Genomic DNA, 21691 nt, shown 5'->3' on the forward strand with positions numbered 1-21691 from the left:
GCGCTATCGCGCAAGCCTGCCTGGCGTCGGCAAGCTGAGTTTCATAGCCAGTTCTCGCGTTTGGCACGCATGCGTTCGCGGCACGCATTGCCGAACGCACGAAAGATCGCAGTGGAGAGGAGGTCGCTCGCATGCTTCCACTCCGGGTGCCACTGCACGCCCAGCGCGAAAGCGCGTGCATCGATCACGCTCACCGCTTCGATCAGTCCGTCCGGCGCAGTGGCTTCGACCACGAGACCCATGCCCAGCTGCTCGATACCCTGGCCATGCAACGAGTTCACGCGCACTTCGTTTGCACCGCCCGCGAGACGCTGCAACAAGCCACCTTGCGTCAGCGTGACCGTGTGAGACGGCGCGTATTGCAGGTCGAGGCGATCCTCCTTGTTCTCGCGATGGTCGCTAAAGCCCGCGACCGCATGAACGCTTTGATGCAACGTCCCGCCGAACACCACGTTCATTTCCTGCAAGCCACGGCATACGGCGAGCACGGGCACGCCCGCCGCAATCGCGGCGCGCATCAGCGGCAACGTCGTCGCATCGCGGGCTGCATCGTGCAGCGTGTCAGGCGCACAAGGCTTGCCGCCGTAACGGTGCGGCTCGAGATTCGAATAACTGCCGGTGAAAAACAGACCGTCGACACTGGCCAGTACATCTTCCGTGGACTGACGCTCGCCCAGCGCAGGCAGCAGCAATGCGAGCGCCTGCGACCCGTCGACAATTGCCGCGATGTATTTCTCACCAACGACGTGCGAAGGATGATGTCCTGTCGTCGTTCTATCGGCGGTAATGCCAATCAATGGATTATTTCGCATAACGAATTGACGTGTGTATTCAACCGCGTGACGCAGAGGATGCGAAACGCAGCGTGCGCACCGTGAATGTCAGCGCGGCACCAGTCCTCAGCCGGACGCTATGCGTCAAGCCGCCGGAGTAGGGCAGTCGGTCGTCGTCAACGAAACGCGCCGCGCGTGACGATCAGGTTTGCCGTTCGATAGGGGCCGGTGCGCTGCACATCCGGGCTGACACGTGCGAAACACATGGATGGCATTGAGCACCGCACATGCGCAAACGCGCGGCTTGAGCAAACGCGCTCGCGCAGACGAACGAATCCAACGGCGAAAAAGAGGGAGGCGCTAGGGCAACAGCGAGGCGACTTCGTCCGTACGCACGGCAATGAAGGCGCGGGCGGAGATAGAGTTGTGACGTCGAACTGAACGACGCGAAAGGATTGTGAAGACGGAGACGAAGCGGCGGAACGCAAGGCTGCCGCTGCTGCCGTCGGCGATGGCGCCGTCAGCGCGAGGACAACTCGCCTGGCTGCGGTTCCATTTCACCAAAGGGCCACGGACTCTCACGATTACACTCGACTGGCAACGTTGAAAGTATTGAACGGCCTGCTCATCCGCACGGGGCGTTTAAAGAAACAGGACGTTGGGATGATCGCCTTGAACCACCGTGAAGCGATTTCGCTGCATCGCAAAACACAAGCGAGTGTCTTGCGACGCGCGAACGGCGACCGCCTATAAGTCAGGATATACGAGCCAATAACGCCGTCAAACCATTTCTGAAAAAACGCGCTTGGTGCTTTCCCGAGGCGGTCCGCAAATTCGTCACTGAAAAGAAGGACTGTTGCGTATTGGGTATTTCGCATCATTCACGCTTTGCTGTCGCGAAGTGGAATTGGAGAAGCGTGGGTGCGGTGGTGTCGACATCAAATGCAGATGTTTTGCTCGAACACAGTCCCCAATCCTGCCGCGTCGTCCGCTCGACCAGCCAGTATTGCGGCAGCATAACGCGTTGCTCGCCGGCCACTCTCACGAGACCCGCCCCCTCGGTCTCCTCTGAAGTTGGTCTCTCCACGGTTAACCGGGCAGGACGGCGACGGCCTTGATTTCGACGATATAGCCGGCCGTGCCCCCGAGCATGTGCGCGCCGACGGCCGTCCATGCAGGCATTGGATGCGTCGTGAGATAGTGGTCGCGTATCTTCAGGAATAAAGGTAAGTCGCGCATATCGGTGTGGAACGTGGTGAGATCCACCACGTCGCTCAGCGAAGCGCCTGCAGCCTCGAGTACTTTCTTCAGGTTCTCGAACGCTTGAACTGTCTGCGCTTCGCGGCCTTCGACGAGTTGCATCTTCTCATCGCGACCCACCTGTCCGGACACGTATATGGTGTTCCCGACCTTGACCGCGGGGGCGTAGCGGATTCTTTCGTACACCGCCTCCATTCCGGCGGGCACAACGGCTTTGCGTTCCTTCATTACTGCGTCTCCAGACTGATTTGGCTCTATCCGTTGTCGCCGCCGGCAACCGGCAACACAGCACCCGTGATGTAGCCAGCTTCGTCGGATGCAAGAAAGAGAATCGGCGCGACCTGTTCTTCAAGCGTTCCATAGCGCTTGAAGAAGGTGGACTCGGCCACCTGCTTCACGGCTTCGCTCATCCAGGTCCTCTCCGCTTCGTTATCTCCGGCTTCGTTGCGAGGCACGCGTCGCGGAGGGGCCTCTGTCCCGCCAGGCGCGGCAGCGACCACGCGGATGTTGCATTCGCCGTATTCCATCGCGAGCGACTGGGTGAGGGCATTGACGCCGCCCTTGGCAGCCGAGTAGGGCACGCGGCGAATACCTCGCGTGGCATTCGATGAGACGTTGACGATCGTTCCATGGCCTTGCGAAAGCATCTGAGGCAAAACAGCGTGGCACGCGTAGAGGGTCGGCATCAGGGAACGGCGGATTTCAGCATCAATCTGAGCCGGTTCGAACTCCGCGAAAGGCCGCATGCGAATCGCGCCGCCGACGCCATTCACAAGGATGTCGATCCGGCCAAACTTTTGCGCGGCAAAAGCCATTGCCGAAGCCGCACCTTCATACGTCTCGAGGTCGGCGACGAAGCCGGCCGTCTCGGCGCCGATCGCCTCGGCGGCGACATCGTGAACAAACTCAGCGCGGTCCACAAACAGTACTTGCGCGCCCTCCGATGCTGCACGCAGAGCAACGCCGCGCCCGATTCCCTGCGCCGCTCCCGTGACGACCATTACCTTGCCTTCGAACCGTTGCGCGTTCATGCGTCCACCAGGGCAGCGTTAGGGGTAAATTTTTCGTAGTGAAAGCTGGCTGGCTCTACGCCGTTTTCGTCGAAGTATTGGCGTACGGCGTCCACCATCGGCGGCGGGCCGCACAGGTACACGTCGACATCTCCGTCGTTCAAACATTCTGCGGGCATGTGCTGTGTCACCCAGCCCTTGCGCGGGTGCGCGGATTCGGTTGCGGCCACAACGGTGCTGAACGTGAAATTCGGAAGCCTCAACGTGTATGCCTGAATGTCTTCGACCAGAACCAGGTCGAGGTCTCGCGTCACACCGTAGATGAGGTGCACCTTCTGCTGGGAGTTCGCGCGGGCCAACACTTCCAGCATCGACAGGAATGGGGCCAGCCCAGTACCTCCGGCGAGGAACAACAAGGGCCGTTCGACTGCACGCAAATAGAAGGTGCCCATCGGTCCGGTCAACTGAACCTTGTTGCCCGGCTGGGCCGATTCGAGCCATGTGCTCATGACGCCGCCGGAAATCTTCTTGATCAAAAAGCAGATTTTCGATTCGCCGGGCAACGAGGAGAACGAGTAGGAGCGGTGTTGGCCGCTGCCGGGTACATCGATGTTGACGTACTGACCGGCAAGGAACACGGGCGGAGCGCCGTCAACATTCATCTCAAGCACGACGGCCGCGTCGTTGTGCTTTTCGACCTTTGTGACCGTCGCGGCGAACTTGCTCTGCTCAGTCTTGCAGGCCGTCGACGATGCGGGGACGGCAATGACACAATCGCTTTCCGGAACCATCTGACATGTGAGGACGAGACCGCTCTGCTTCTCGTCGTCGGTCAACGCGTCTTCTATATAGTCGTCGCCCAGATCGTAGCGGCCACTCTCCGCCCGGCATTTGCAGGTACCGCATACGCCGTCGGAACAGTCCATCGGCAAGTTGATTCTGGCGCGAAAGGCGGCGTCGAGAACTTTCTCGCCGGCCTTGCATTCGACGAAGCGGGTTACTCCGTCTTCGAAGTTCAGTGCAATGTTGTAGCTGGACATGTTGTCTCCTACTTCCTTGTCTCTATTCGACCGGTCGCATCAAACGTGATAGACGTCGAGTACCTGTCGGATATAGTCGTTCTTCAGTGCAATCTTCTTGCTGGCAATCAGCAGGCGGTCGTCGACCTTGCGCAAGGTGACGTACATCGTGCCGAAGAACTGGTCGGTAATCCTGTAGCGATGAATGAGCGTGTTGAAGTTGTACCGAAGGTCCACCTCGTCATCACGTTCAGCCAGCACTTCCACATTGGTCACGTTATGGCTCGTGCGCGGTTCCGGCATCGAAGCGCCGCTTCGTTCGGTCTTGATGCGGAACACGCGGTCTTCGAGCCCGCCGCGATCCGGGTAGTACATCAACGAAATCTGCGTCTGCGGGTCTTCTGTCAGCCTGTCATCGTCGTCCCACGCCGGCATCCAGTAAGTGACGTCCTCGGTATAGCAGGCGAGCCACTCGTCCCATTGACGGTCATCCAGGAAACGGGCTTCCTGATAGAGCGCGCGACATACTTTTTGATAGTCGAAGCTCATACCGTCGCCTCCGCCTGTTCTTTTCGCAACGCGCCGCGCATGACCTGCAGCCAGTACTCGTGCTGAACGACAAAGAGGCCCTCGTCTTCGCTCCGCTCTCCGGAGATGAGCGGATTCAAGCCCATGCTTTTGGCGTTTTCGTCGGGTCCGTGAATCCACAGCGGAGCACCGCGCGAGAGGTCGTTCCACATCGTCGTTGAACCGGCGTAACCGGACTGACACGCGCGAAATTCTTCGAGGTCGTCACTCGTCCCCATGCCAGATACGTTGAAGAAATCTTCGTATTGGCGAATGCGGGTCGCGCGGTCTTCGGCACTTTCGCCCTTGGGGGCGAAACAGAAGATGCTGACTTCGGTTCGGTCTACGCTAATCGGACGAACCACTCGAATCTGCGTGCTGAACTGATCCATCAGGAAGACATTGGGATAAAGGCACAGATTCCGGGTCTGGTTGATGACGAATTTCCCTTTGTCTTCGCCCACACGCGCCGTGATTTCGTCGCGGTGCCGATAAACCGGTCTCACTTCCGGGTTCATCGTATTCGTCCACAGCAGGATATGACCGTGCTCGAATCCGTACACGCCGGCAATCGACTTGCTCCAGCTGTTCGCATCCACTGCCTTGGTGCCTTCTTCCTTGCGCCGGCCCATCGTCGCGGCATAGTTCCAGTGGACGGTGCTGACGTGATAGCCGTCGCAACCGTTTTCCATCTGCATCTTCCAGTTGCCGTCGTAGATATACGAGGAGTTTCCGCGCAATACCTCCAGGCCCTCTGGTGCTTGCGCAACGATCTGGTCGATGATGACCTTCGTCTCGCCGAGGTAATCCTCAAGCGGCATCACGTCGGCATTGAGACTGCCAAACAGAAAGCCGCGATAGCTCTCGAAGCGCGCAACCTTCTTCAGGTCGTGAGAACCTTGCTTGTTGAATTGCACCGGATATTCGGTGGTCTTCTCATCCTTCACTTTCAGAAGCTTCCCCGCATTCGAGAAAGTCCAACCGTGAAAAGGGCAGGTGAAACTGCTCTTGTTGCCGTGCTTGCGGCGACACAGCATTGCACCTTTGTGCGCACACGCATTGATGACCGCGTGCAATTCGCCGGTCTTGTCACGCGTAATGACGATAGGCTGACGACCAATCGACGTGGTGTAGTAGTCGTTGTTATCAGGAATCTGGCTTTCGTGTGCGAGATAAACCCAGTTGCTCTCGAAGATATGTTTCATCTCGAGTTCGTACAAATCGGCGTTGGTGAAGATGTCACGGCGGCAGCGGAAAACACCGTTTTCTTTGTCGTCTTGCACTGCGTTACTCAGCAGGTCTTCCAGCTTCAACGCCTTGTCGATAATTGCAGACATGTTTGCTCTCCCTATGCGGGCTCCATGGCGGAGCCCTTGCATCGGTTCAGTGATTTATGCGGAGAATCAGGCAGCGAGTCGGTCAGAAAGCCGCCGTGTCGAGCGGTTAGACCGCAGCTGACGCCCTCGGGCGATTGACCAACTGAGTGTCCTTACCCTCGATCAATGGGCTCAGCGCAATGTCGAACTGGATCTCTTTGTACGCATCCGCCTTCAGTCCCAAGGCAATGCCGCCGGTCTTCTCGACCACGTGAGGTACGAGTTCTTCGCGGGTCGCATAGGCGAAGTCGTCCCAGATCAGCGGGTCGCCTTCGATGTTGATTTGCGTCGTCAGCTTGCGTGTTTTATCGCTGGTGACGAAGAAGTGCACATGCGCCGGACGATTACCGTGTCGAGCGAGCATGTTCAGCAGTTGCTGGGTCGCACCGTGCGGCGGGCAGCCGTAGCCAACCGGCATGAGTGTGCGGAATTCGTACTTACCGTCGGCACCGGTTCGCACTGCGCCGCGAAGGTTAAACTCGCTTTGTGCACCGGTCGGGTCGAAGTGCGAATAGAAGCCCTTCGAGTTGGCATGCCAGCACTCGACCACCGCGCCCGCCACGGGCTTGCGATCAGGTCCGGTCACGGTGCCATGAATGATGAGCGGGCCAGCGTCTTCGTCGGGATTGATATCGATTTTCGACACACCGTCGCGAACCGGCGCGCCGGCGACATACAACGGTCCTTCAATGGTTCGCGGCGTGCCGCCATGGATGTCTGCCTCGCGGTCCTGCGCATCCATGCGAATGTCGAGATACTTTTCCAGCCCAAGACCTGCAGCCAGAAGCGCCGCTTCGCCGTCTTGCCCGAGCTTATTGAAGTAGGTCACGCCCGCCCAGATCTCATCGGGGGTCATGTCGAGGTCGTCGATAGCCTTGAACAGGTCGCTCAGCAGGCGATGGGTGATCTCCTTGGCGCGGGCGTTGCCGTCCTCGCGACCAAGGTTGGCGGCGGCCGCGAGAAGGTTCTGCACTTCGTTCGTTTCAAACACTTTGGCGTTCATTGTCTGCTCCTGACTCTCTCTTTTTTTCGATGGGGTTAACCCTTGTTTCTGCGCAGATTAAGTATGCTCAGAAGGTATAATCGGGTTGTGAAACTCGGTATGAATGCAGGATAGTTGAGGCCAAACCGACCGGTCCAACACCGATTTAGTATCGGGCTATATCTGAGAGGTATTAAATGGAGCTGCGACACCTCCGGTACTTCGTGGCGGTTGCCGAGGAGCGGAACTTCACGCGTGCCGCGCAGCGGCTTCACATCGCCCAGCCACCGCTCAGTCGGCAGATACAGCAACTGGAAGAGACCTTGGGCGTGCAACTCTTCGAAAGAAACTCGCGCCCGCTGAAACTCACGGAGACGGGCAAGTTCTTTTACGGCCACGCGGTGCAATTGCTGGCACAGACTTCAGAACTTGAGTCGATGACGCGCAGAGTCGGCAACATCGAGCGCAGCATGTCCGTCGGCTTTGTCGCATCGACGCTCTACGGGTTGCTGCCAAAAATAATCCGCCGCTTTCGCGACGAAAACCCGACCGTCGAACTCAGCCTTCACGAAATGTCGACTACCGACCAGATCAGGGCGCTCAAAGACGGCCGCATCGACATCGGCTTTGGCCGCATCCGGCTAGAAGATCCGAACATAAGGCGAGTGGTTCTGCGAGAAGAGAAGATGATTGTCGCGTTCCCTCTCGGCCACCCGCTTTCGATTTCCAGGCCTGTGTCGGCCTTGCGCGACCTCGTAAACGAAACGCTCATCATCTACCCGAAAACGCCCCGTCCGAGCTACGCGGACCAGGTCCTCGCTGCTTTTGAGGATCGTGGGTTAAAGCCGCGAAAGATCTATGAAGTCCGCGAAATACAGATTGCGTTGGGGCTAGTCGCCGCAGGCGAGGGGATTTCCATTGTCCCGAGCAGCGTCTATGGTTTGAAGCGCGACGACGTGAGCTACAAGGAACTGGACGACCCGACTCTGGTGTCGCCAATCATCATGAGTGTGCGTGCGATGGACGAGTCGCGCGATATAAGCGAGATGCTCGATCTGATTTATCGGCTGTACGAGGAAGAGCAGGTGGCATCCGTCGCCCGCACGGACGGGGGTCGGTAAGCCTGTCATACCTCGCGGGTATGGCACTAGACGTCGATGGTCTTGGACAGGGGAAGATTGCGCGAGCAATACTTCTGCAACCTATCCATCTCGTCATCCCAGGTATGAATCCCCAAATCACCTCTGTCGAAGCGATTCTGGTTGACCTTCCAACCATTCGCGCGCATCAGCTCTCCATGGCGACGATGCAGCAACAAACCATGGTCATCATCCGCCTTCGCTCAAGCGACGACATCGAGGGCATAGGGGAGGCGACGACTATCGGCGGTCTCTCTTACGGCGAAGAAAGTCCCGAAGGCATCAAACTGACCATCGACACATATCTGGCGCCAGTGCTGGTGGGACAAGACGCGACCAACATCAACGACGTCATGCTCAAGCTGAACAAGGCGGCCCGCGGCAACCGGTTCGCCAAGTCCGGCATTGAAACGGCGCTGCTGGACGCCCAGGGAAAACGTCTTGGCGTGCCGCTGTCGGCACTGCTAGGCGGATCTGTTCGCAAGACGCTTCCGGTGCTTTGGACGCTCGCGAGCGGCGATACCCATCGCGACATCGAAGAAGCCGAGATGCTTCTTGCCGAACGTCGGCACGATACGTTCAAGCTGAAGATTGGACGGCGTAGCGTTCGCGACGACGTAGCGCACGTGTCCAAAATCAAGGCCGCCCTCGGGGACCGCGCAAGAATCACCGTGGACGTGAATCAGGCATGGAACGAAATCGATGCCGCACTGGGAATTGCCGCGCTGGAAGCGGCCGGCATCGACCTCATCGAGCAACCCACGCCACGCGAGCAACGTGGAGCGCTTGCCCGCCTCGCTGCTCGCTTCATCGTGCCGATCATGGCGGACGAGGGCGTCACGGGTCCCGAAGACGCTCTCGATCTTGTACGTGGCTCGTGCGCCGACGTTTTCGCGCTGAAGATTGCGAAGTCCGGCGGTATCTACGCGATGATGCGGACCGCTGCCGTCGCCGACGCCGCCGGCGTGGCGCTATACGGCGGCACCATGCTCGAAGGCAGCATCGGTTCGATTGCTTCCGCGCACGGATTCAGTGCACTTCCGCAATTGTCATGGGGTACTGAGCTTTTTGGCCCACTCCTGCTAAAGGATGACGTGGTGACGGCTCGCCCCCAGTATCGCAATTTCGACTTGCATCTTCCTGAAGGGCCGGGGCTCGGACTTCAGATCGATGAAGAAAAGCTCGCTTTTTACCGCCGTGATAAACAGGCCTGAGCACACCGGGCCGGTCCACATTCGTTACGACGCAATCGCCAGCAATGGAGAAGGGCGTCGCGCAAGGAGGAGAACATGCTGTATCTCGCAAGAATGGATGTACACCTGCCGCAAGATATGCCGGTCGTTCAGGCCAATGAGATCAAGGCCCGTGAAAAGGAATATTCACAAGAACTACAGCGACAGGGGAAATGGCAGCAATTGCACCGGGTCGTCGGACAGTATGCGAACTACAGTATCTTCGACGTCGACTCACACGACGAGTTACACGAGATTCTTTCTGGCCTTCCATTATTTCCGTACATGTCGATCGAGGTGACAGCGCTTGCACGTCACCCTTCGTCGATACGATAGAAGCCTGGACCGATAGGTCCAGGCAGTGCCGCCAGCCCTACAGCTTGAAAAAGCGGACGGTGGAGTTGAGTTCGTGGCCCTGCGACTTGAGCGAATCCGAAGCTGCGGCTATTTCCTCGACAAGTGCGGCATTCTGCTGGGTCGATTGGTCCATCAAGGCGACTGCCTGATTCACTTCATCGATCGCACGGCTCTGTTCGCGAGCCGACGTAGCAATCTCGCCCGTGATCGTCGCGACATGCGAAATGGCGGTGGCCAACTCGGCAATGGTCTTTCCGGCGAGGTTGACCTGTTCGGCACCCGCCTCGACATTCACGACAGACGACTCCAGCAACCCTTTGATCTCTTTGGCTGCGGTCGTTGAGCGCTGGGCAAGGTTGCGAACTTCGGCGGCGACGACGGCAAAGCCGCGTCCGCTTTCGCCCGCACGGGCGGACTCAACCGCTGCGTTCAAAGCGAGGATATTCGTCTGGAATGCGATGCCTTCTATCATGCCGACGATCCCTACAATCTTGCTGGATTGCTCGACCGCGGCGTTCATCGTGTTCGCGGCCTTCAAAACCGCTTCATTCCCGCGATGCGCTGTCTCTACTGCGCCGCTCGCCACGCTATTGGCGCTCTTCGCCTGTTCGGCCGTGCCGCGTACCGTTCCGGCAAGCTCCTCCATACTCGCAGCCGTCTGCTGCAGCGAAGCCGCCTGCTGCTCAGTCCGCGATGACAGGTCCAGATTACCTGACGATACTTCACCCGCCGCGAGTTCGAGATGGCCGCTGCTGCTCACGACCTTCTGCATCACGCCGTGGAGCTTCGCGACAAACGCATTGAACTGACGCGCGAGAAGTCCGACTTCATCTTCGCTATCGAGCGGCAGCCGCCGGGTCAGGTCACCGTCGCCGGCAGCGATCTCATGCATCGAACTGGCGAGGCTGCGGATCGGACCGGTCATCTTCCGCCCGAGCAGGATCGTCATGCCAAGTCCTGCGGCCAGCACGAGAAGACCCGTCGCGATCAGCGTCAAAGTCAGCTTGTTGGCGGCCGCCATCATTTCCGGCCCTGGCACCAGGGCGAAGTATTTCCAGCCGTTCTTTGGCGACGTGTAGACGAAGGATTCATATGAAACGCCGTCCATCTGCACAGTGGTCAGCCCGTCGGACGACGCGGCCAGTTGCGCGTAGCCGCCGCCAAGGCTTTTCAGATCCTTGAACTCGTGTTCCTTGGCCCTGGGGTCGATCAGGATCTTTCCGTTGTTGTCTGCGACGAGCAGGTAGCCCGTCTTGCCGAACTTGATACCGCTGGTGAGGCGAGCGAAGTCAGCAAGCGAGATGTCGCCCTCGAGCACGCCGAGGATTTCTCCCTTGCTGTCTTTCACGACACGAGCAAACGAAATGATCGCACCGCCCGAACCCGCCGCGCTCAGATAGGGAGCAGGGCGCACGACGCGATCGGGCGCCGTCAACGCTAACTGATACCACGGCCTCACGCGAGGATCGTAGTGGTCGCCATTCATGCTCTCGATTGGCCACTGGACGTAGCCGCCCCAGCGCGTGCCGATATCGAGGTATCGCATGTTAGGGTGACTGTCGCCGAACTGCTTGAGCAGGGCGAAAATGGTCTTCTCGGTTTCGCCGTTAGCATCCGGCGTCATCTGCCCGCCGTGGCTCAGATAATCGGTGATGCTCTGGTCAGCCGCTCTTAGTTGCGTTGTCTGCACCAGGTAGCTGATGTTTTGCTCGACTTCGCGGAAATTGGTGTCGAGCGATTCATCGGCCTGAAGGATGCGCTCATGGCTGGATCGCTCGAACTGGTCGACAGCCTGCTGCCGCACATTCCGCGCGCCGACCGTGGTGAGAAGAAGAACCGCAACCGCGAGTGCAGCACCGGCCACAGCGCTGAACTTGAAGGCGATCGAACTCGTAAGCTTCACAAATGACCTCTGAGCAGTATCTGAACTTGAACCGTAATGTTTTGTTGAGCGCAACGGCCACAGAGCGGGCCGTTATGATGGTTGTCGGCCTGGTTTCTGGGTGCTTGAGCCGAGTTGGTGCCAAACTTCGAAATATTTCTGAGGCATGCGCGCGTGTTGTGTTGGCGTTGGGGGGATTGTTTGTGTTGAGGGGGCCGTGGGCTCGGGCGCTTTCAGGAACAATTTTCCCACCGCAGTTGGCGCACAAAATTGTTCCTTTAGGCAGTATGTCAGTCGAGGGCCGCCGTAGCAGGCCTGACTTCGCCACCGGAGATGCACGAGCGGGCAAAGCCGCCGTTACGCCACTTCTGCCAGTATCCCGCTGACCTCGGCCAGCGCTTGCCGTCGCAGTTCGCCGAGATCGACATTCGCCACGGCATCGTCCTTCACCACACGGCGCCCCGCCGAGAATAGTGCCGCGACCGTCGGCCGTCCGCCCGACGCCACCGGTCCGATCGCTGGATCGTGCAGACCGAAGTAGCGGGGATCGTCGAGCCGGTACACGGCGATATCTGCGGAGTAGCCCGGCGCAATTCGCCCGACGCCTTCGAGCCCAAGCACGCGCGCGCCACCCGCCGTCCCCCAGTGCACGACTTCTTCCACCGAAGCAGCGTCGGCGCCGCCTTCGAACGTGCCGCCCCGATAGACAGGTTGCGCCGCCATGCCGCGCCGCGCGCGCTGCGCGAGCCACGCCATGTGGACCTCGGAGATCATGTCGGCGGCTTCGTTGGACGCCGCGCCATCGACGCCGATCGACACTCGCACGCCCGCGTCCGCCATCTGGCGCACCGGCGCGATGCCGCTGCCGAGCCGCCCGTTCGATTGCGGACAATGCGCGACCCCGGTCCCAGTCTCGGCGAGCAGCGCGATCTCGTGTGCATCGAGCTTGACGAGATGCGCGAACCAGACGTCGTCGCCGAGCCAGTCGTATTCGCCGCAGAACTCGACCGGCGTCGCGCCATGCATCGCCTTCGCGCTGTCCTGATAGCCAACCGTCTCCGACAGGTGACTGTGCATCCTCAAGCCGAGCCTGCGCGCGACGCTGGCCGTCTCGCGCATCTCGTGCGGCGAAATCGAATAGAGCACGGTAGTCGGCGCCATCGCGACACGTCGCATCGCGCGCGGTGAGGCATCGTGATAAGTCGACGCCAGCCGCTCGATATCGGCGAGATAGGCATCGAGCGACTCGGGCCGAAGCGCGGTCGGCAACTCGGCTTCGAGCTGGCGCGTGCGCGTCGCACCGCCGCGCAGCAGCACGAAGCGCAGGCCGAGCTTGTCCGCTTCGTCGAAGAGGATCGCCGAACTGTCGAACGGCATGCCCGGGTAGTACAGGTAGTTGTGGTCCGCGACCGTCGTGCATCCCGAGCGCATCAGTTCGATCAGCCCGATGCGGGCAGCGAGGCGGAAGCGCTTCTCATCGAAGAGTACGCGAAAGCGATACGGCGTCGCGGCGAGCCACGGTGTGAGGGAGGCGTTGAGTCCCGCAGGATCGCCCTTGAGCAGCGACTGGAAAAGATGATGATGCGTGTTGACCCACGCCGGATAGACCACGCAATCGGAGGCATCGACGATCGTCTCGCCCTCGCGCGGCGCGAGCCTGCCAATCGCTGCGATCGTCTCGCCTTCGATGCGGATGTCCGGTCCGTCCGCGCGCGCGGGTTCTTCGGCGCTGCCGTTGCCGCCGGTCATGATGGCCGCTGCATTGCGAATCAGTATGCTCATATCGATGGTCTCAGAGTTCACTCTCGTGCCAGCCGCGCAAGCCGATGCGCGCGACCCATACGGTGATGCCGAACAGCACCACGCCCGTGAGCGTGATCAGAAAGAGCGCCGCAAAAAGGCGCGGAATGTTCAACTGGAATCCGGCCTGCAGAATCTGATAAGCGAGGCCCGAACCGCTGCCGCCGGTTCCCGCGACGAACTCCGCGACGACCGCACCGATCAGCGAAAGTCCGCTCGAAATCCGCAATCCGCCGAAGAAATACGGCAGGGCGCTCGGGATGCGCAGACGCACAAGCGTCTGCCAGCGTGTCGCGCGGTTGATGCGAAACAGGCTGACGAGGCCCGGATTAACGCTGCGCAAGCCGAGTGCGGTGTTCGAGATGATGGGGAACAACGCGACGAGCGTCGCGCAGATCACGAGCGCGAACGTCGTGTCCTTCACCCAGATGATGATGAGCGGCGCAATCGCGACGACTGGCGTGACCTGCAGCAAGATTGCATAAGGAAATAAGCTCGCCTCGATCAGCGGACTCTGCGCGAAGAGCAATGCGACCGCCACGCCCAGGACTGTTGCGAGTGCGAAGGCGAGCAGCGTGATCTTGAGCGTCGCGAGAAGACTCATGACGAGCATCGGGCCATCGGCGACCAATTGCAGCGCGATGTCATGCGGCGCAGGCACGAGATACACCGGCACTTTGAAGAGCGCGCACCAGCCTTCCCAGACCAGCAGCATCAATATGCCGACGACACAGGGCGCCATCGCCTTCGCTACGCCGTGCCGCTGTAACAGCGGCGGGCTGCGCCGGCGCTCGGCTGTCGGCTGCATCGCAGGCTTCGTTGCAAGCGTCTGACTACTCATGATTGCGCTCCTTCGGTATCGACCTGCCTGTCTTCACTCGATGCCAGATGCGCGTCGGTGATCAGGTCCGACAGCGTCTTGCAATGTTGCATGAAGGGTGCCGACACGCGATACGCTTCGTCGCGTTCGGCCGGCCCGCCGATCGGCACGTCGGCGATGATGCGCCCTGGCCGCGCCTGCATCACAACCACGCGTCCCGACAGATACACCGCCTCGTAGACGCTGTGCGTGACGAACACCACGGTCATGCCGCGCTTCCTCCAGAGCGCGCGAAGATCGGCATCGAGCTTGTTGCGCGTGAATTCGTCGAGCGCGCCGAATGGCTCGTCGAGCAGCAGCAGGTCGGGTTCCGTGACGAGCGCCCGTGCCAGCGACGCACGCATCTGCATCCCGCCTGACAGCTCGCGCGGACGCACCGTGCCGAAGCCGCCAAGACCGACGTTCGCGAGCGCCGTGGCGACACGCGCGTCGGCTTCGCGTCGCGGTACGTGCGCGAGGTCGAGCGGCAGGCGCACGTTGTCGGCAATCGACGCCCAGGGCATCAGCGTGGCTTCCTGAAACACCATCGACATGCGCCGCCCGACCGATCCGACGACGCTGAACGGCTGGCCCCACCACCGCATGTGACCGTGCGTGGGCGTCTCGATGCCGGCGAACATCTTGAGCAGCGTGCTCTTGCCACAACCCGACGGTCCGAGCAGCGAGACAAATTCTCCCGCGCCGATGGTGAGGCGTACATCGTCCAGTGCGATCGTGCCGTTCGGATAGACCTTGTCGACACGCTGGACGGCGAGCGCCGTGTCTTTGCTGTCATCGCTCATGGCCTCATGCCTCCTCTGTATCGATGCGGAACACTTCGCGCTCACCATGCTCTTCGAGCAGCTCGAGCAGCATGCGGCGCATCAGCAGTCCGGGCTGATCGGATGCCATGTGGCATTCCTGCTGGCGGCGCACGTCGATGCACGCGTCGTAGTCGGTGGCTTCGAGAATCTCGCGGTCTTCATCGGTGATCGGGCGGTCCCAGTCGATCAGCTCCTGGGTCGAACATTGCTCTTCGGTGTCGTTGCGATAGAGCCATTGCACGAGCATCATCGTCCGGTCGTCGATCGGCGTCGCGCAGTTGTAGATGATGTGATGCACGCCGCTTGCCGGATACATGCAGCCGAAGCGCCGCGCGAACGGCAAGTACCATCGGTTCATCAGATGGCGCTCGGTGATGTCGTCGGTGGTGCCCGTGATGCGGAAGCTTGCTTGCGGGTTGCGGATCGGCACGCGCGTCTCGGCCTCAAAGCCCCATTCGTTCGGACGGAACTCGTACTTCGATGGCTTCGGATTGTCGAAGAGGCCGAAGTTCGACTTGTGCACGAAGCTGAAGTGCGAGTTGTCGAACGAATTCTCCATCATGCGCAGCGGGCTCGTATTCCACTGTTCATAGAACTGCAGGATGCGCCGGTAGCCCGGTGCGGTTTCCTCGGCAAATTCGGGAATCGGCTGCAGCGGATCGTCGAGCGCAACCCACGCGTAACCGTAGCGCTCCTCGCAGCGATACGACTGCACGATCGCGCGCGACGGAATCTCGCCGCCCGCGTTTTGCGGAATGCGTACGCACTTGCCGCTGCAGTCGTAGGTCCAGCCGTGATAGCCGCAAGCGATGTTGCCATCGGCATCGACGAATCCCTTCGAGAGCTTCGCCGTGCGATGGCAACAGCGGTCGCGCAGCGCATGCGGCTTGCCGCCCGCGCCTTTCCACAGGACGATCGGTTCGTCAAGCAGCGTGAACGGCTGCGGACCTGCGTCGAGTTGTGAGATCGGCATGACCGCGTACCAGAAGCGGCGCAAAACTTTCTGACGTGTAACCAGCATGATCGGACTCCTTGATTCCGTGAAGCCCGCTCAGGGCATGACCTTCGCGTTCTGGATGTACTGCAGCGTATAGGCGCTCTTATAGTCGGTGCTCGCTTTGAGCAGCTTCGCGCCGACCATGTAGTCGTAGGTCTTCTTCCAGCGCGTGTCGGTCATTGCGCCGATGCCGAGCGTCGAGGCGTCTCCGCCCGTCACGAGCTTCAGCTTCTTCAGTTGCGCCACGCCGAACGCGAGCTGCGCATCGGTCATCTCGGGATTGTCCTTCTTGATGAGCGCGTTGCCCGGCGCCGGATCGGCGAGATAGCTCTTCCAGCCTTCCATCGACGCCTTCACGAAGCGCGCGGCCACATCGGGCTTCTCGGCAAGAGTCTTCTTCATGCCGACGATGGTGGTGTTGTAGGGCGGATAGCCGGCGTCGGCAAAAAGGAAAAAGTGCGTTTTCACGTTCGCGCGTTCGGCCTGGAACGTCTCGGATGACGGATACGCCTGCATCGCGACGTTTGCATCGGCGAAGAACGGCTGGATGTTGAACGTATAGGGACGCGTCTGACCGTCGCTATAGCCATACTTCTCCTTGAGCCAGGGCCACCACGACGTGCGGCCCGAACCCGCGACCAGGATCGTCTTGCCTTTGAGGTCCGCGAGGCTCTTCACGTCGTCGTGCGTGAGCATGCCTTGCGGGTCGAACTGGAATGAGGCGGCGACCGTCGTCACTGGAATCCCCGCCTCGACGCTCGACAGCACCTGGAAGTCGTAGCCGAGAATGAAGTCAGCCTGGCCGCCGACGAGCAACTGCATACCGTTGACCTGCGGGCCGCCCATCTTGATCGTGACGTCGAGCCCGGCTTTCTTGTAGAGGCCCGTGGCCTGTGCCTGATAGAAGCCGCCGTGCTCGGCCTGCGCATACCAGCTTGTCAGGATGGTGATGTGATCGTCGGCGCGCGCCGATGTCGTCGAACAGATGCTCGCGGCTAGAACGATGCTGCTCAAGATGCGATTCAATACACGCATGAAAAGGGCTCCCCTGCTGGAACGTAGGAAGACCATGCGGACGTAAGAACGTGTCGGGCGCAATGCGCTCGGCGTGCCGGATGACGATCGAGGAAGATTCGGGGCGATTCACGCAACGCTTCCTGTCGACGGAATCCGGACGATTCCGTTCGAACGTCGAGGCTGGTCGACGTAGGCGCGCGATGCGCCCCAAGAGCAATGCCCCACGCCGGTCAGATACGCCGACGCTAGCCGCTTATACTCTGCAACGCTTTAAGCGATATCCATGCCAGACATTTGTTGCCGGGACTGCCGGACCTCGGGTTGTTGCAGGCCTGTCCGAGAGGGCGATACCGGGGCAGCGGCGCCCAATCGTGAGGCATGGACGCACTGTGAAGGAACGCATTCCTTACAGAGAGACGTTGCACGGTTTTATAAAGGTAGGTGAAAACCCAACCCTTTTTCTGACGGACGCTCTTCAATCAGACTGAAACGATTTTAAAGAGATCGAATACAGATGGGGCTCGCCGTTCGACATGACATCTGTGGTTTTCAGTCCCCCCGCGCACGCAATGAATAATGTGGTTGCAGTGATGCGAGAGGAGTATAGAGACGCAGCCGGAGTCGTCTGTCGAGTCGTCATCGAGAATGTCCGTAAGAGAACTGCAAATTGGACACTCGAGACGACCGGGATAACGCGATCCGGTTTGCCGCTCCTCGCCGCGAGCACATGAATGGGCGCCCGCTGTTCGCAGGGCGCCGTTCAGGCGCCCCCCAAAGCGTCGAGCTCTGCGCGAAGCGCAGCCACTACGCCAGTCCAGTCGCCTCGTGTCGTTTGTCGAAACAAGTGTGCCTGGGCGTACCATGGACTATCACTTCTGTCGAGTTGCCATCTCCAGTCCGGCATGAACGGCACAGCAATCCATACGGGCTTTCCGAGCGCCCCCGCCAGATGCGCTACGGCCGTGTCGACGCTGATCACGAGGTCGAGGCGAGCGATCAGCGCAGCCGTCTCAGCGAACGTAGTAAGCTGCGCGGAAACCTCGCGCAGCACCGCGCGCTGCTCAAGCTGCGCGAGGCACGTCCGATCACTGTCACGTACATCATGCTGCAACGCGAAGAAGTCCGCGTCGGCATCGAATAACGGCGTCAGTTGTTCGAGCGATATAGACCGGTTGTGGTCATTCACATGTGTCCGGCTTCCCGACCATACGATCCCAACCTTCCGCCGTCGAGCAGAGGCGGTAAACAGATCGTCCCATTGACGGACAAGCGCGTCGTCTGCGTGAACATATGGACCGGTCACCGCGAGATCGGGTGCGCGAACCTTGAGCGCAAACGGCAGGCTCAGGGTCGGAATGTGATAATCGAAATGGGGCACTTCTCCCGTCTCGCCGATGACTTCGGCCGCGCCCCGATAATTCTTCAGAAGCGGCAGCAGTGCATCCTGAACGCGCAACACGACGCGAGATCCAGCCGCACTGAGCCGATCCACGAAGCGTACGAATTGCAGCGTGTCGCCAAACCCCTGCTCGTGATGAACGAGTATTGTCCTGTCACGTATCGGTTGCCCGCCGGTCCATAGGGTGCTATGCGGAAAGCCGTGGCTACCGGTGCCATCGCGCCAACGCCATTCATATTCGCGCCAGCCGTGTTCGAATTCGCCGAGCAGCAAATTCGTCTGAGCCCGATTGGTGCGGGCACCGACGTCGTTCGGATCGATCGAAAGCGCCTTCTTGAATTGAAGCAACGCCTCATCGAAGCGTCGCAGATCTCGCAATGCGACACCGAGATTGACGTATGCGCGCACGAAACGCGGCTTGAGCGCGATCGCCTGCCGGTAAGCATCCAGTTCGTCCTCATAGCGCTCCAACTTACCGAGCAGCGAGCCCCGGTTGTAATGCGCTTCGGCTGACTGCGGCTGGATTTTGCACAGATGCACCAGGATGTCGAGTGCACGCTGCAGTTCGCCAAGCTGTATCAGCCCCATTGCGACGCCATGCAATGAAGCGGCATGGTCTGGAAACCGGGCCAGGCAGCGCTCGAACAGCGCTATTGCATCGTCGTGACGTTGTGCCAACTGACACACCCGCGCGGCGAAATTCAGTTGTTCAAACGAGACGGACATGTGCGCCGATGCCTGTATCAGAAACTCTGCTGCGCGTGCATGATCGCCTTGTTCGGCGGCGATGTAACCGAGGCCCGAAAGCGCTTCACTGTGGTCGGGGACGCTTGCGAGAATACCGTGCAGCAGACCTGCAGCATCGTCGAGTTGACCGGCCATGAGGTTCTTTTGAGCGGCGGCGAGAGCGTGTTCAATGTCGTGACTCATGGCGATATAGGACTGCGCAAAACGCGATCTGTCGACGGTTGGATACGCCTCATTGTACGGGGGCGCGTAACGCGGCTCTCCAGATCAAATCGATGGCCGCGTCGGTTGCCTGCAGGGAACAACACAGCCTTCGCCGACGCTTCCCAGACATCAAGCTCCCAAAATCGCCAGAATTGCCATTGAAGTGCGACAAGGTCCTTTCAATTGCACAGTCCCGCAACTAACGTCGGACCGCCTTTTGCTCGGCCGTGGTGTCGGGTGTCGTCCCGGATGCGCGTATGGAGTTGAAGGGCTTACACCAGCGTCCGTATTCTGGCCGTCTCCTGTCGATTTCCCGACGGTCGGCAAAAGTCGGCCACGAGCGTCAGCACGCGACCCGGAGGCGACACTCACAATCTCCACACAGCGGCCACTCAGATTGGCGACAAAGTACGCCCTGTACGCTTTGAGCAGAGCCCGATTGGCCCCCATTCGTTCCGCGCGATGGCCAATACTGTCATGGTGCACTCGTGGCCCTTGAAGCGCTGAACTGCGAATTCAAGGAAGCCAAATTCCAGCGAGGCGACCATTAAGCGATTGTGCTTATCTCGCCGCAATGCATTGTCACGGGATCTGCTGAACCCATTGACTCCGCCAACCCGGCGCTTCAAAGGGATCTGAAAAGTACTGGGTCTCGTGAATGACCTTCCCCTTGCGGAACTCCATAATGCTTACCGTGTAAGCCGGCCGCCCGTCATAGGTGATGGAGTATTCCGTGATCCATAGATTACCTTCTCCTTGCATTCGCCTGACATCGAAACCTGCTGGCTTGCCTGGATGATGACTCCGCAGTGCCTGCAAATTCATTCGTCCGAGGATTCGTTCACCTGACTGGGGATAGTCACAGATGGCATCGTCATCGTAAATATCGTGTTCTGCGTCGAGATCGCCGGCCGCTGACGCTTGCCAGTGCGCATTCAGGGCTTCAATTATTTGCTCTTCCTGCATGGAGTGCCTCCGGCTACCTTACGTTCACCTATTGCGTGCGTCGTGGGATAAACCCGGGCGCCCGTCCAGACGACTTCGAGACTCCACGAAGCATGTGCTCAATGTGTGCTCTTGCCGAGGTCTAAACTTCATCGTGATGGGCAGTTGCTAGCAAGGGGACGACTTCACGAATTGTCTACGATATCTTCGAGCCGGTGTCGAACGACCGTTCCTGGCCCTATCAAGCCGGAAAACATAGATGCATGGCTCAACCCCGACCCAAATGACCTCGAGGCAATGTACGCGATACTCGATGACAGGGACCGGCCGTACTACGAGCATCGTATGGCCGCGTGACGAACACTGCTGGCTCGATTCCGAACCTTTCGGGGCCGGCATCGCGAATGCCGCGCGCCGAGAGGGGCGAACCGACTCAGCCAAGCATTGCAAGCTCCGGCATGGAAGACCCGGGAAGGAGGCAGACATGAGCAAATACAGCACGCGGGTTCCCCGCCTCGGCGTGGTCGCTGCGGTTATCCTGGCCGGCCCGGTGCTATTCCAGCCGGCCTTTTCCCAGGACGCGAGCATCCAGAGGTCAAACCAACCAGCCGGTGCGGGAGTGCTACGACATATTCAGGCACGCATCACGGGTATAGACCTGTCACACAACAGTGTGACCTTGCGCGACACGCGCGGCGAAATGGCCGTGATAGAAGTCAGCCCGGACGTCACAGAATTAAAAGAATTTGACGTGGGGGACACGGTGAAAATCGCATATAGAAACGCAATTCTGACGCACCTCACCAAGTCCGCATCCAGTGGCATCCGCGAGCGAATCGAAACCGAGGTTGTGCAGCCAACACAGGATGGCGAAGCCAGTTCAACCCAGAGCGTGGAGTTGCTGGCGACAGTGCTGAAAATCGACCGGAAGAAACGGTTGGTCACATTGCGCGGCCCGACCCTAACTGAGGAATTCGACGTTGCCCCAGATTGTTCTATTGACGGTCTGAAAATCGAAGATTCGGTCCGGGCGAAATTCGTCTCTGCCCGAGCAACTTCGGTTGAGCGGGTCGGGACTGCTCCGCAGTGATAGAAGTGTCGCCCGTCACCACTTGTCATTGCGACGCGAAACGGTTGCGCGATGTGCATGCATCTCCAACGGACAGCGTGTGCTGGAAAAAACGCGCTGCCGCCAAATCGCCGGAGCGGGCAAGAATGGCTCCCGCCTATAATCACTATCAAAAGGTGGGAAGCGCCGTAGCGGGAAACTGCTGGAACGTAAGCGGAGGGCGGATGCGATGC

At 59.7% G+C, this 21691-nt stretch carries 20 protein-coding genes and 1 pseudogene; 5 read left to right on the forward strand and 16 right to left on the reverse strand.

Features of this window, described 5'->3' with window-relative positions:
• Positions 1-41: 41 nt before the first annotated feature.
• The 8 genes from ACTJLB_RS06295 to catA all read right to left on the reverse strand — a co-directional run bounded on the left by ACTJLB_RS06295 (position 42) and on the right by catA (position 7008).
• On the reverse strand, positions 42-812 hold the full coding sequence (locus tag ACTJLB_RS06295) for a gamma-glutamyl-gamma-aminobutyrate hydrolase family protein (protein ID WP_440782783.1): 771 nt from the start codon (positions 810-812) through the stop codon (positions 42-44).
• 321 nt (positions 813-1133) lie between these two features.
• Complete coding sequence (locus ACTJLB_RS06300; RefSeq protein ID WP_370687565.1) at positions 1134-1355, reverse strand: hypothetical protein; 222 nt, start codon at positions 1353-1355, stop codon at positions 1134-1136.
• Positions 1356-1862: 507 nt separating this feature from the next.
• Positions 1863-2261: a RidA family protein gene (locus tag ACTJLB_RS06305; RefSeq protein ID WP_440782784.1), complete on the reverse strand. Its 399-nt coding sequence runs from the start codon at positions 2259-2261 to the stop codon at positions 1863-1865.
• Between the two features lie 26 nt (positions 2262-2287).
• Positions 2288-3064 carry a benzoate diol dehydrogenase BenD gene (gene benD / locus ACTJLB_RS06310; RefSeq protein WP_440782785.1) on the reverse strand — a complete coding sequence of 259 codons (777 nt, stop codon included), beginning with the start codon at positions 3062-3064 and terminating at the stop codon, positions 2288-2290.
• The gene (benC, locus tag ACTJLB_RS06315) at positions 3061-4083 is read right to left on the reverse strand and encodes a benzoate 1,2-dioxygenase electron transfer component BenC (protein WP_440782786.1); all 1023 of its coding nucleotides are present in this window, start codon (positions 4081-4083) and stop codon (positions 3061-3063) included. Before benC ends, benD begins: the two co-directional genes overlap by 4 nt.
• A gap of 39 nt (positions 4084-4122) precedes the next feature.
• Positions 4123-4611: a benzoate 1,2-dioxygenase small subunit gene (gene benB / locus ACTJLB_RS06320; protein ID WP_408492591.1), complete on the reverse strand. Its 489-nt coding sequence runs from the start codon at positions 4609-4611 to the stop codon at positions 4123-4125.
• Positions 4608-5966 carry a Rieske 2Fe-2S domain-containing protein gene (locus ACTJLB_RS06325; protein WP_440782787.1) on the reverse strand — a complete coding sequence of 453 codons (1359 nt, stop codon included), beginning with the start codon at positions 5964-5966 and terminating at the stop codon, positions 4608-4610. Before ACTJLB_RS06325 ends, benB begins: the two co-directional genes overlap by 4 nt.
• A 106-nt stretch (positions 5967-6072) precedes the next feature.
• A complete protein-coding gene (gene catA / locus ACTJLB_RS06330) occupies positions 6073-7008 on the reverse strand; it encodes a catechol 1,2-dioxygenase (RefSeq protein WP_408194251.1) in 936 nt (311 codons plus the stop codon).
• A 176-nt stretch (positions 7009-7184) separates the two neighbouring features.
• Here catA and ACTJLB_RS06335 point away from each other — a divergent pair, with 176 nt between their 5' ends.
• The 3 genes from ACTJLB_RS06335 to catC all read left to right on the forward strand — a co-directional run bounded on the left by ACTJLB_RS06335 (position 7185) and on the right by catC (position 9694).
• Complete coding sequence (locus ACTJLB_RS06335; protein ID WP_310359281.1) at positions 7185-8108, forward strand: LysR family transcriptional regulator; 924 nt, start codon at positions 7185-7187, stop codon at positions 8106-8108.
• Between the two features lie 104 nt (positions 8109-8212).
• Positions 8213-9340, forward strand: coding sequence for a muconate/chloromuconate family cycloisomerase (locus tag ACTJLB_RS06340; protein WP_440782788.1), 1128 nt, complete (start codon positions 8213-8215; stop codon positions 9338-9340).
• A gap of 75 nt (positions 9341-9415) precedes the next feature.
• Positions 9416-9694, forward strand: coding sequence for a muconolactone Delta-isomerase (gene catC, locus ACTJLB_RS06345; RefSeq protein WP_087754610.1), 279 nt, complete (start codon positions 9416-9418; stop codon positions 9692-9694).
• Between the two features lie 37 nt (positions 9695-9731).
• On the opposite strand, the gene ACTJLB_RS06350 is transcribed toward catC, so the two are convergent.
• The 8 genes from ACTJLB_RS06350 to ACTJLB_RS06385 form a co-directional block, all read right to left on the reverse strand.
• Positions 9732-11618, reverse strand: coding sequence for a methyl-accepting chemotaxis protein (locus ACTJLB_RS06350; RefSeq protein WP_131319469.1), 1887 nt, complete (start codon positions 11616-11618; stop codon positions 9732-9734).
• Between the two features lie 336 nt (positions 11619-11954).
• Positions 11955-13379: an amidohydrolase family protein gene (locus ACTJLB_RS06355; protein ID WP_440782789.1), complete on the reverse strand. Its 1425-nt coding sequence runs from the start codon at positions 13377-13379 to the stop codon at positions 11955-11957.
• A gap of 10 nt (positions 13380-13389) precedes the next feature.
• Positions 13390-14205 (reverse strand): ABC transporter permease, encoded by an 816-nt coding sequence (locus tag ACTJLB_RS06360; RefSeq protein ID WP_440782847.1) that lies wholly within the window; start codon positions 14203-14205, stop codon positions 13390-13392.
• A gap of 29 nt (positions 14206-14234) precedes the next feature.
• Positions 14235-15059 (reverse strand): ABC transporter ATP-binding protein, encoded by an 825-nt coding sequence (locus tag ACTJLB_RS06365; RefSeq protein ID WP_440782790.1) that lies wholly within the window; start codon positions 15057-15059, stop codon positions 14235-14237.
• A gap of 4 nt (positions 15060-15063) precedes the next feature.
• A complete protein-coding gene (locus tag ACTJLB_RS06370; RefSeq protein ID WP_204520867.1) occupies positions 15064-16101 on the reverse strand; it encodes an aromatic ring-hydroxylating dioxygenase subunit alpha in 1038 nt (345 codons plus the stop codon).
• Between the two features lie 30 nt (positions 16102-16131).
• Positions 16132-17112 (reverse strand): ABC transporter substrate-binding protein, encoded by a 981-nt coding sequence (locus ACTJLB_RS06375; RefSeq protein ID WP_440782792.1) that lies wholly within the window; start codon positions 17110-17112, stop codon positions 16132-16134.
• A 742-nt stretch (positions 17113-17854) separates the two neighbouring features.
• The gene (locus ACTJLB_RS06380) at positions 17855-19423 is read right to left on the reverse strand and encodes a tetratricopeptide repeat protein (protein WP_440782793.1); all 1569 of its coding nucleotides are present in this window, start codon (positions 19421-19423) and stop codon (positions 17855-17857) included.
• Between the two features lie 603 nt (positions 19424-20026).
• The gene (locus ACTJLB_RS06385) at positions 20027-20410 is read right to left on the reverse strand and encodes a nuclear transport factor 2 family protein (RefSeq protein ID WP_440782794.1); all 384 of its coding nucleotides are present in this window, start codon (positions 20408-20410) and stop codon (positions 20027-20029) included.
• A gap of 216 nt (positions 20411-20626) precedes the next feature.
• Between ACTJLB_RS06385 and ACTJLB_RS06390 the strand changes: the two are divergent.
• Both ACTJLB_RS06390 and ACTJLB_RS06395 read left to right on the forward strand, forming a co-directional pair.
• Positions 20627-20746 (forward strand): annotated as a pseudogene (locus ACTJLB_RS06390) (SOS response-associated peptidase family protein); the annotation flags it as partial.
• 127 nt (positions 20747-20873) lie between these two features.
• A complete protein-coding gene (locus ACTJLB_RS06395; protein WP_440782795.1) occupies positions 20874-21479 on the forward strand; it encodes a hypothetical protein in 606 nt (201 codons plus the stop codon).
• Positions 21480-21691 lie beyond the last annotated feature (212 nt).

Origin of the sequence: Paraburkholderia sp. 22098 (assembly GCF_052045935.1) — a bacterium.
In the GTDB taxonomy this organism is placed as follows: Bacteria; Pseudomonadota; Gammaproteobacteria; order Burkholderiales; family Burkholderiaceae; genus Paraburkholderia; species Paraburkholderia caledonica.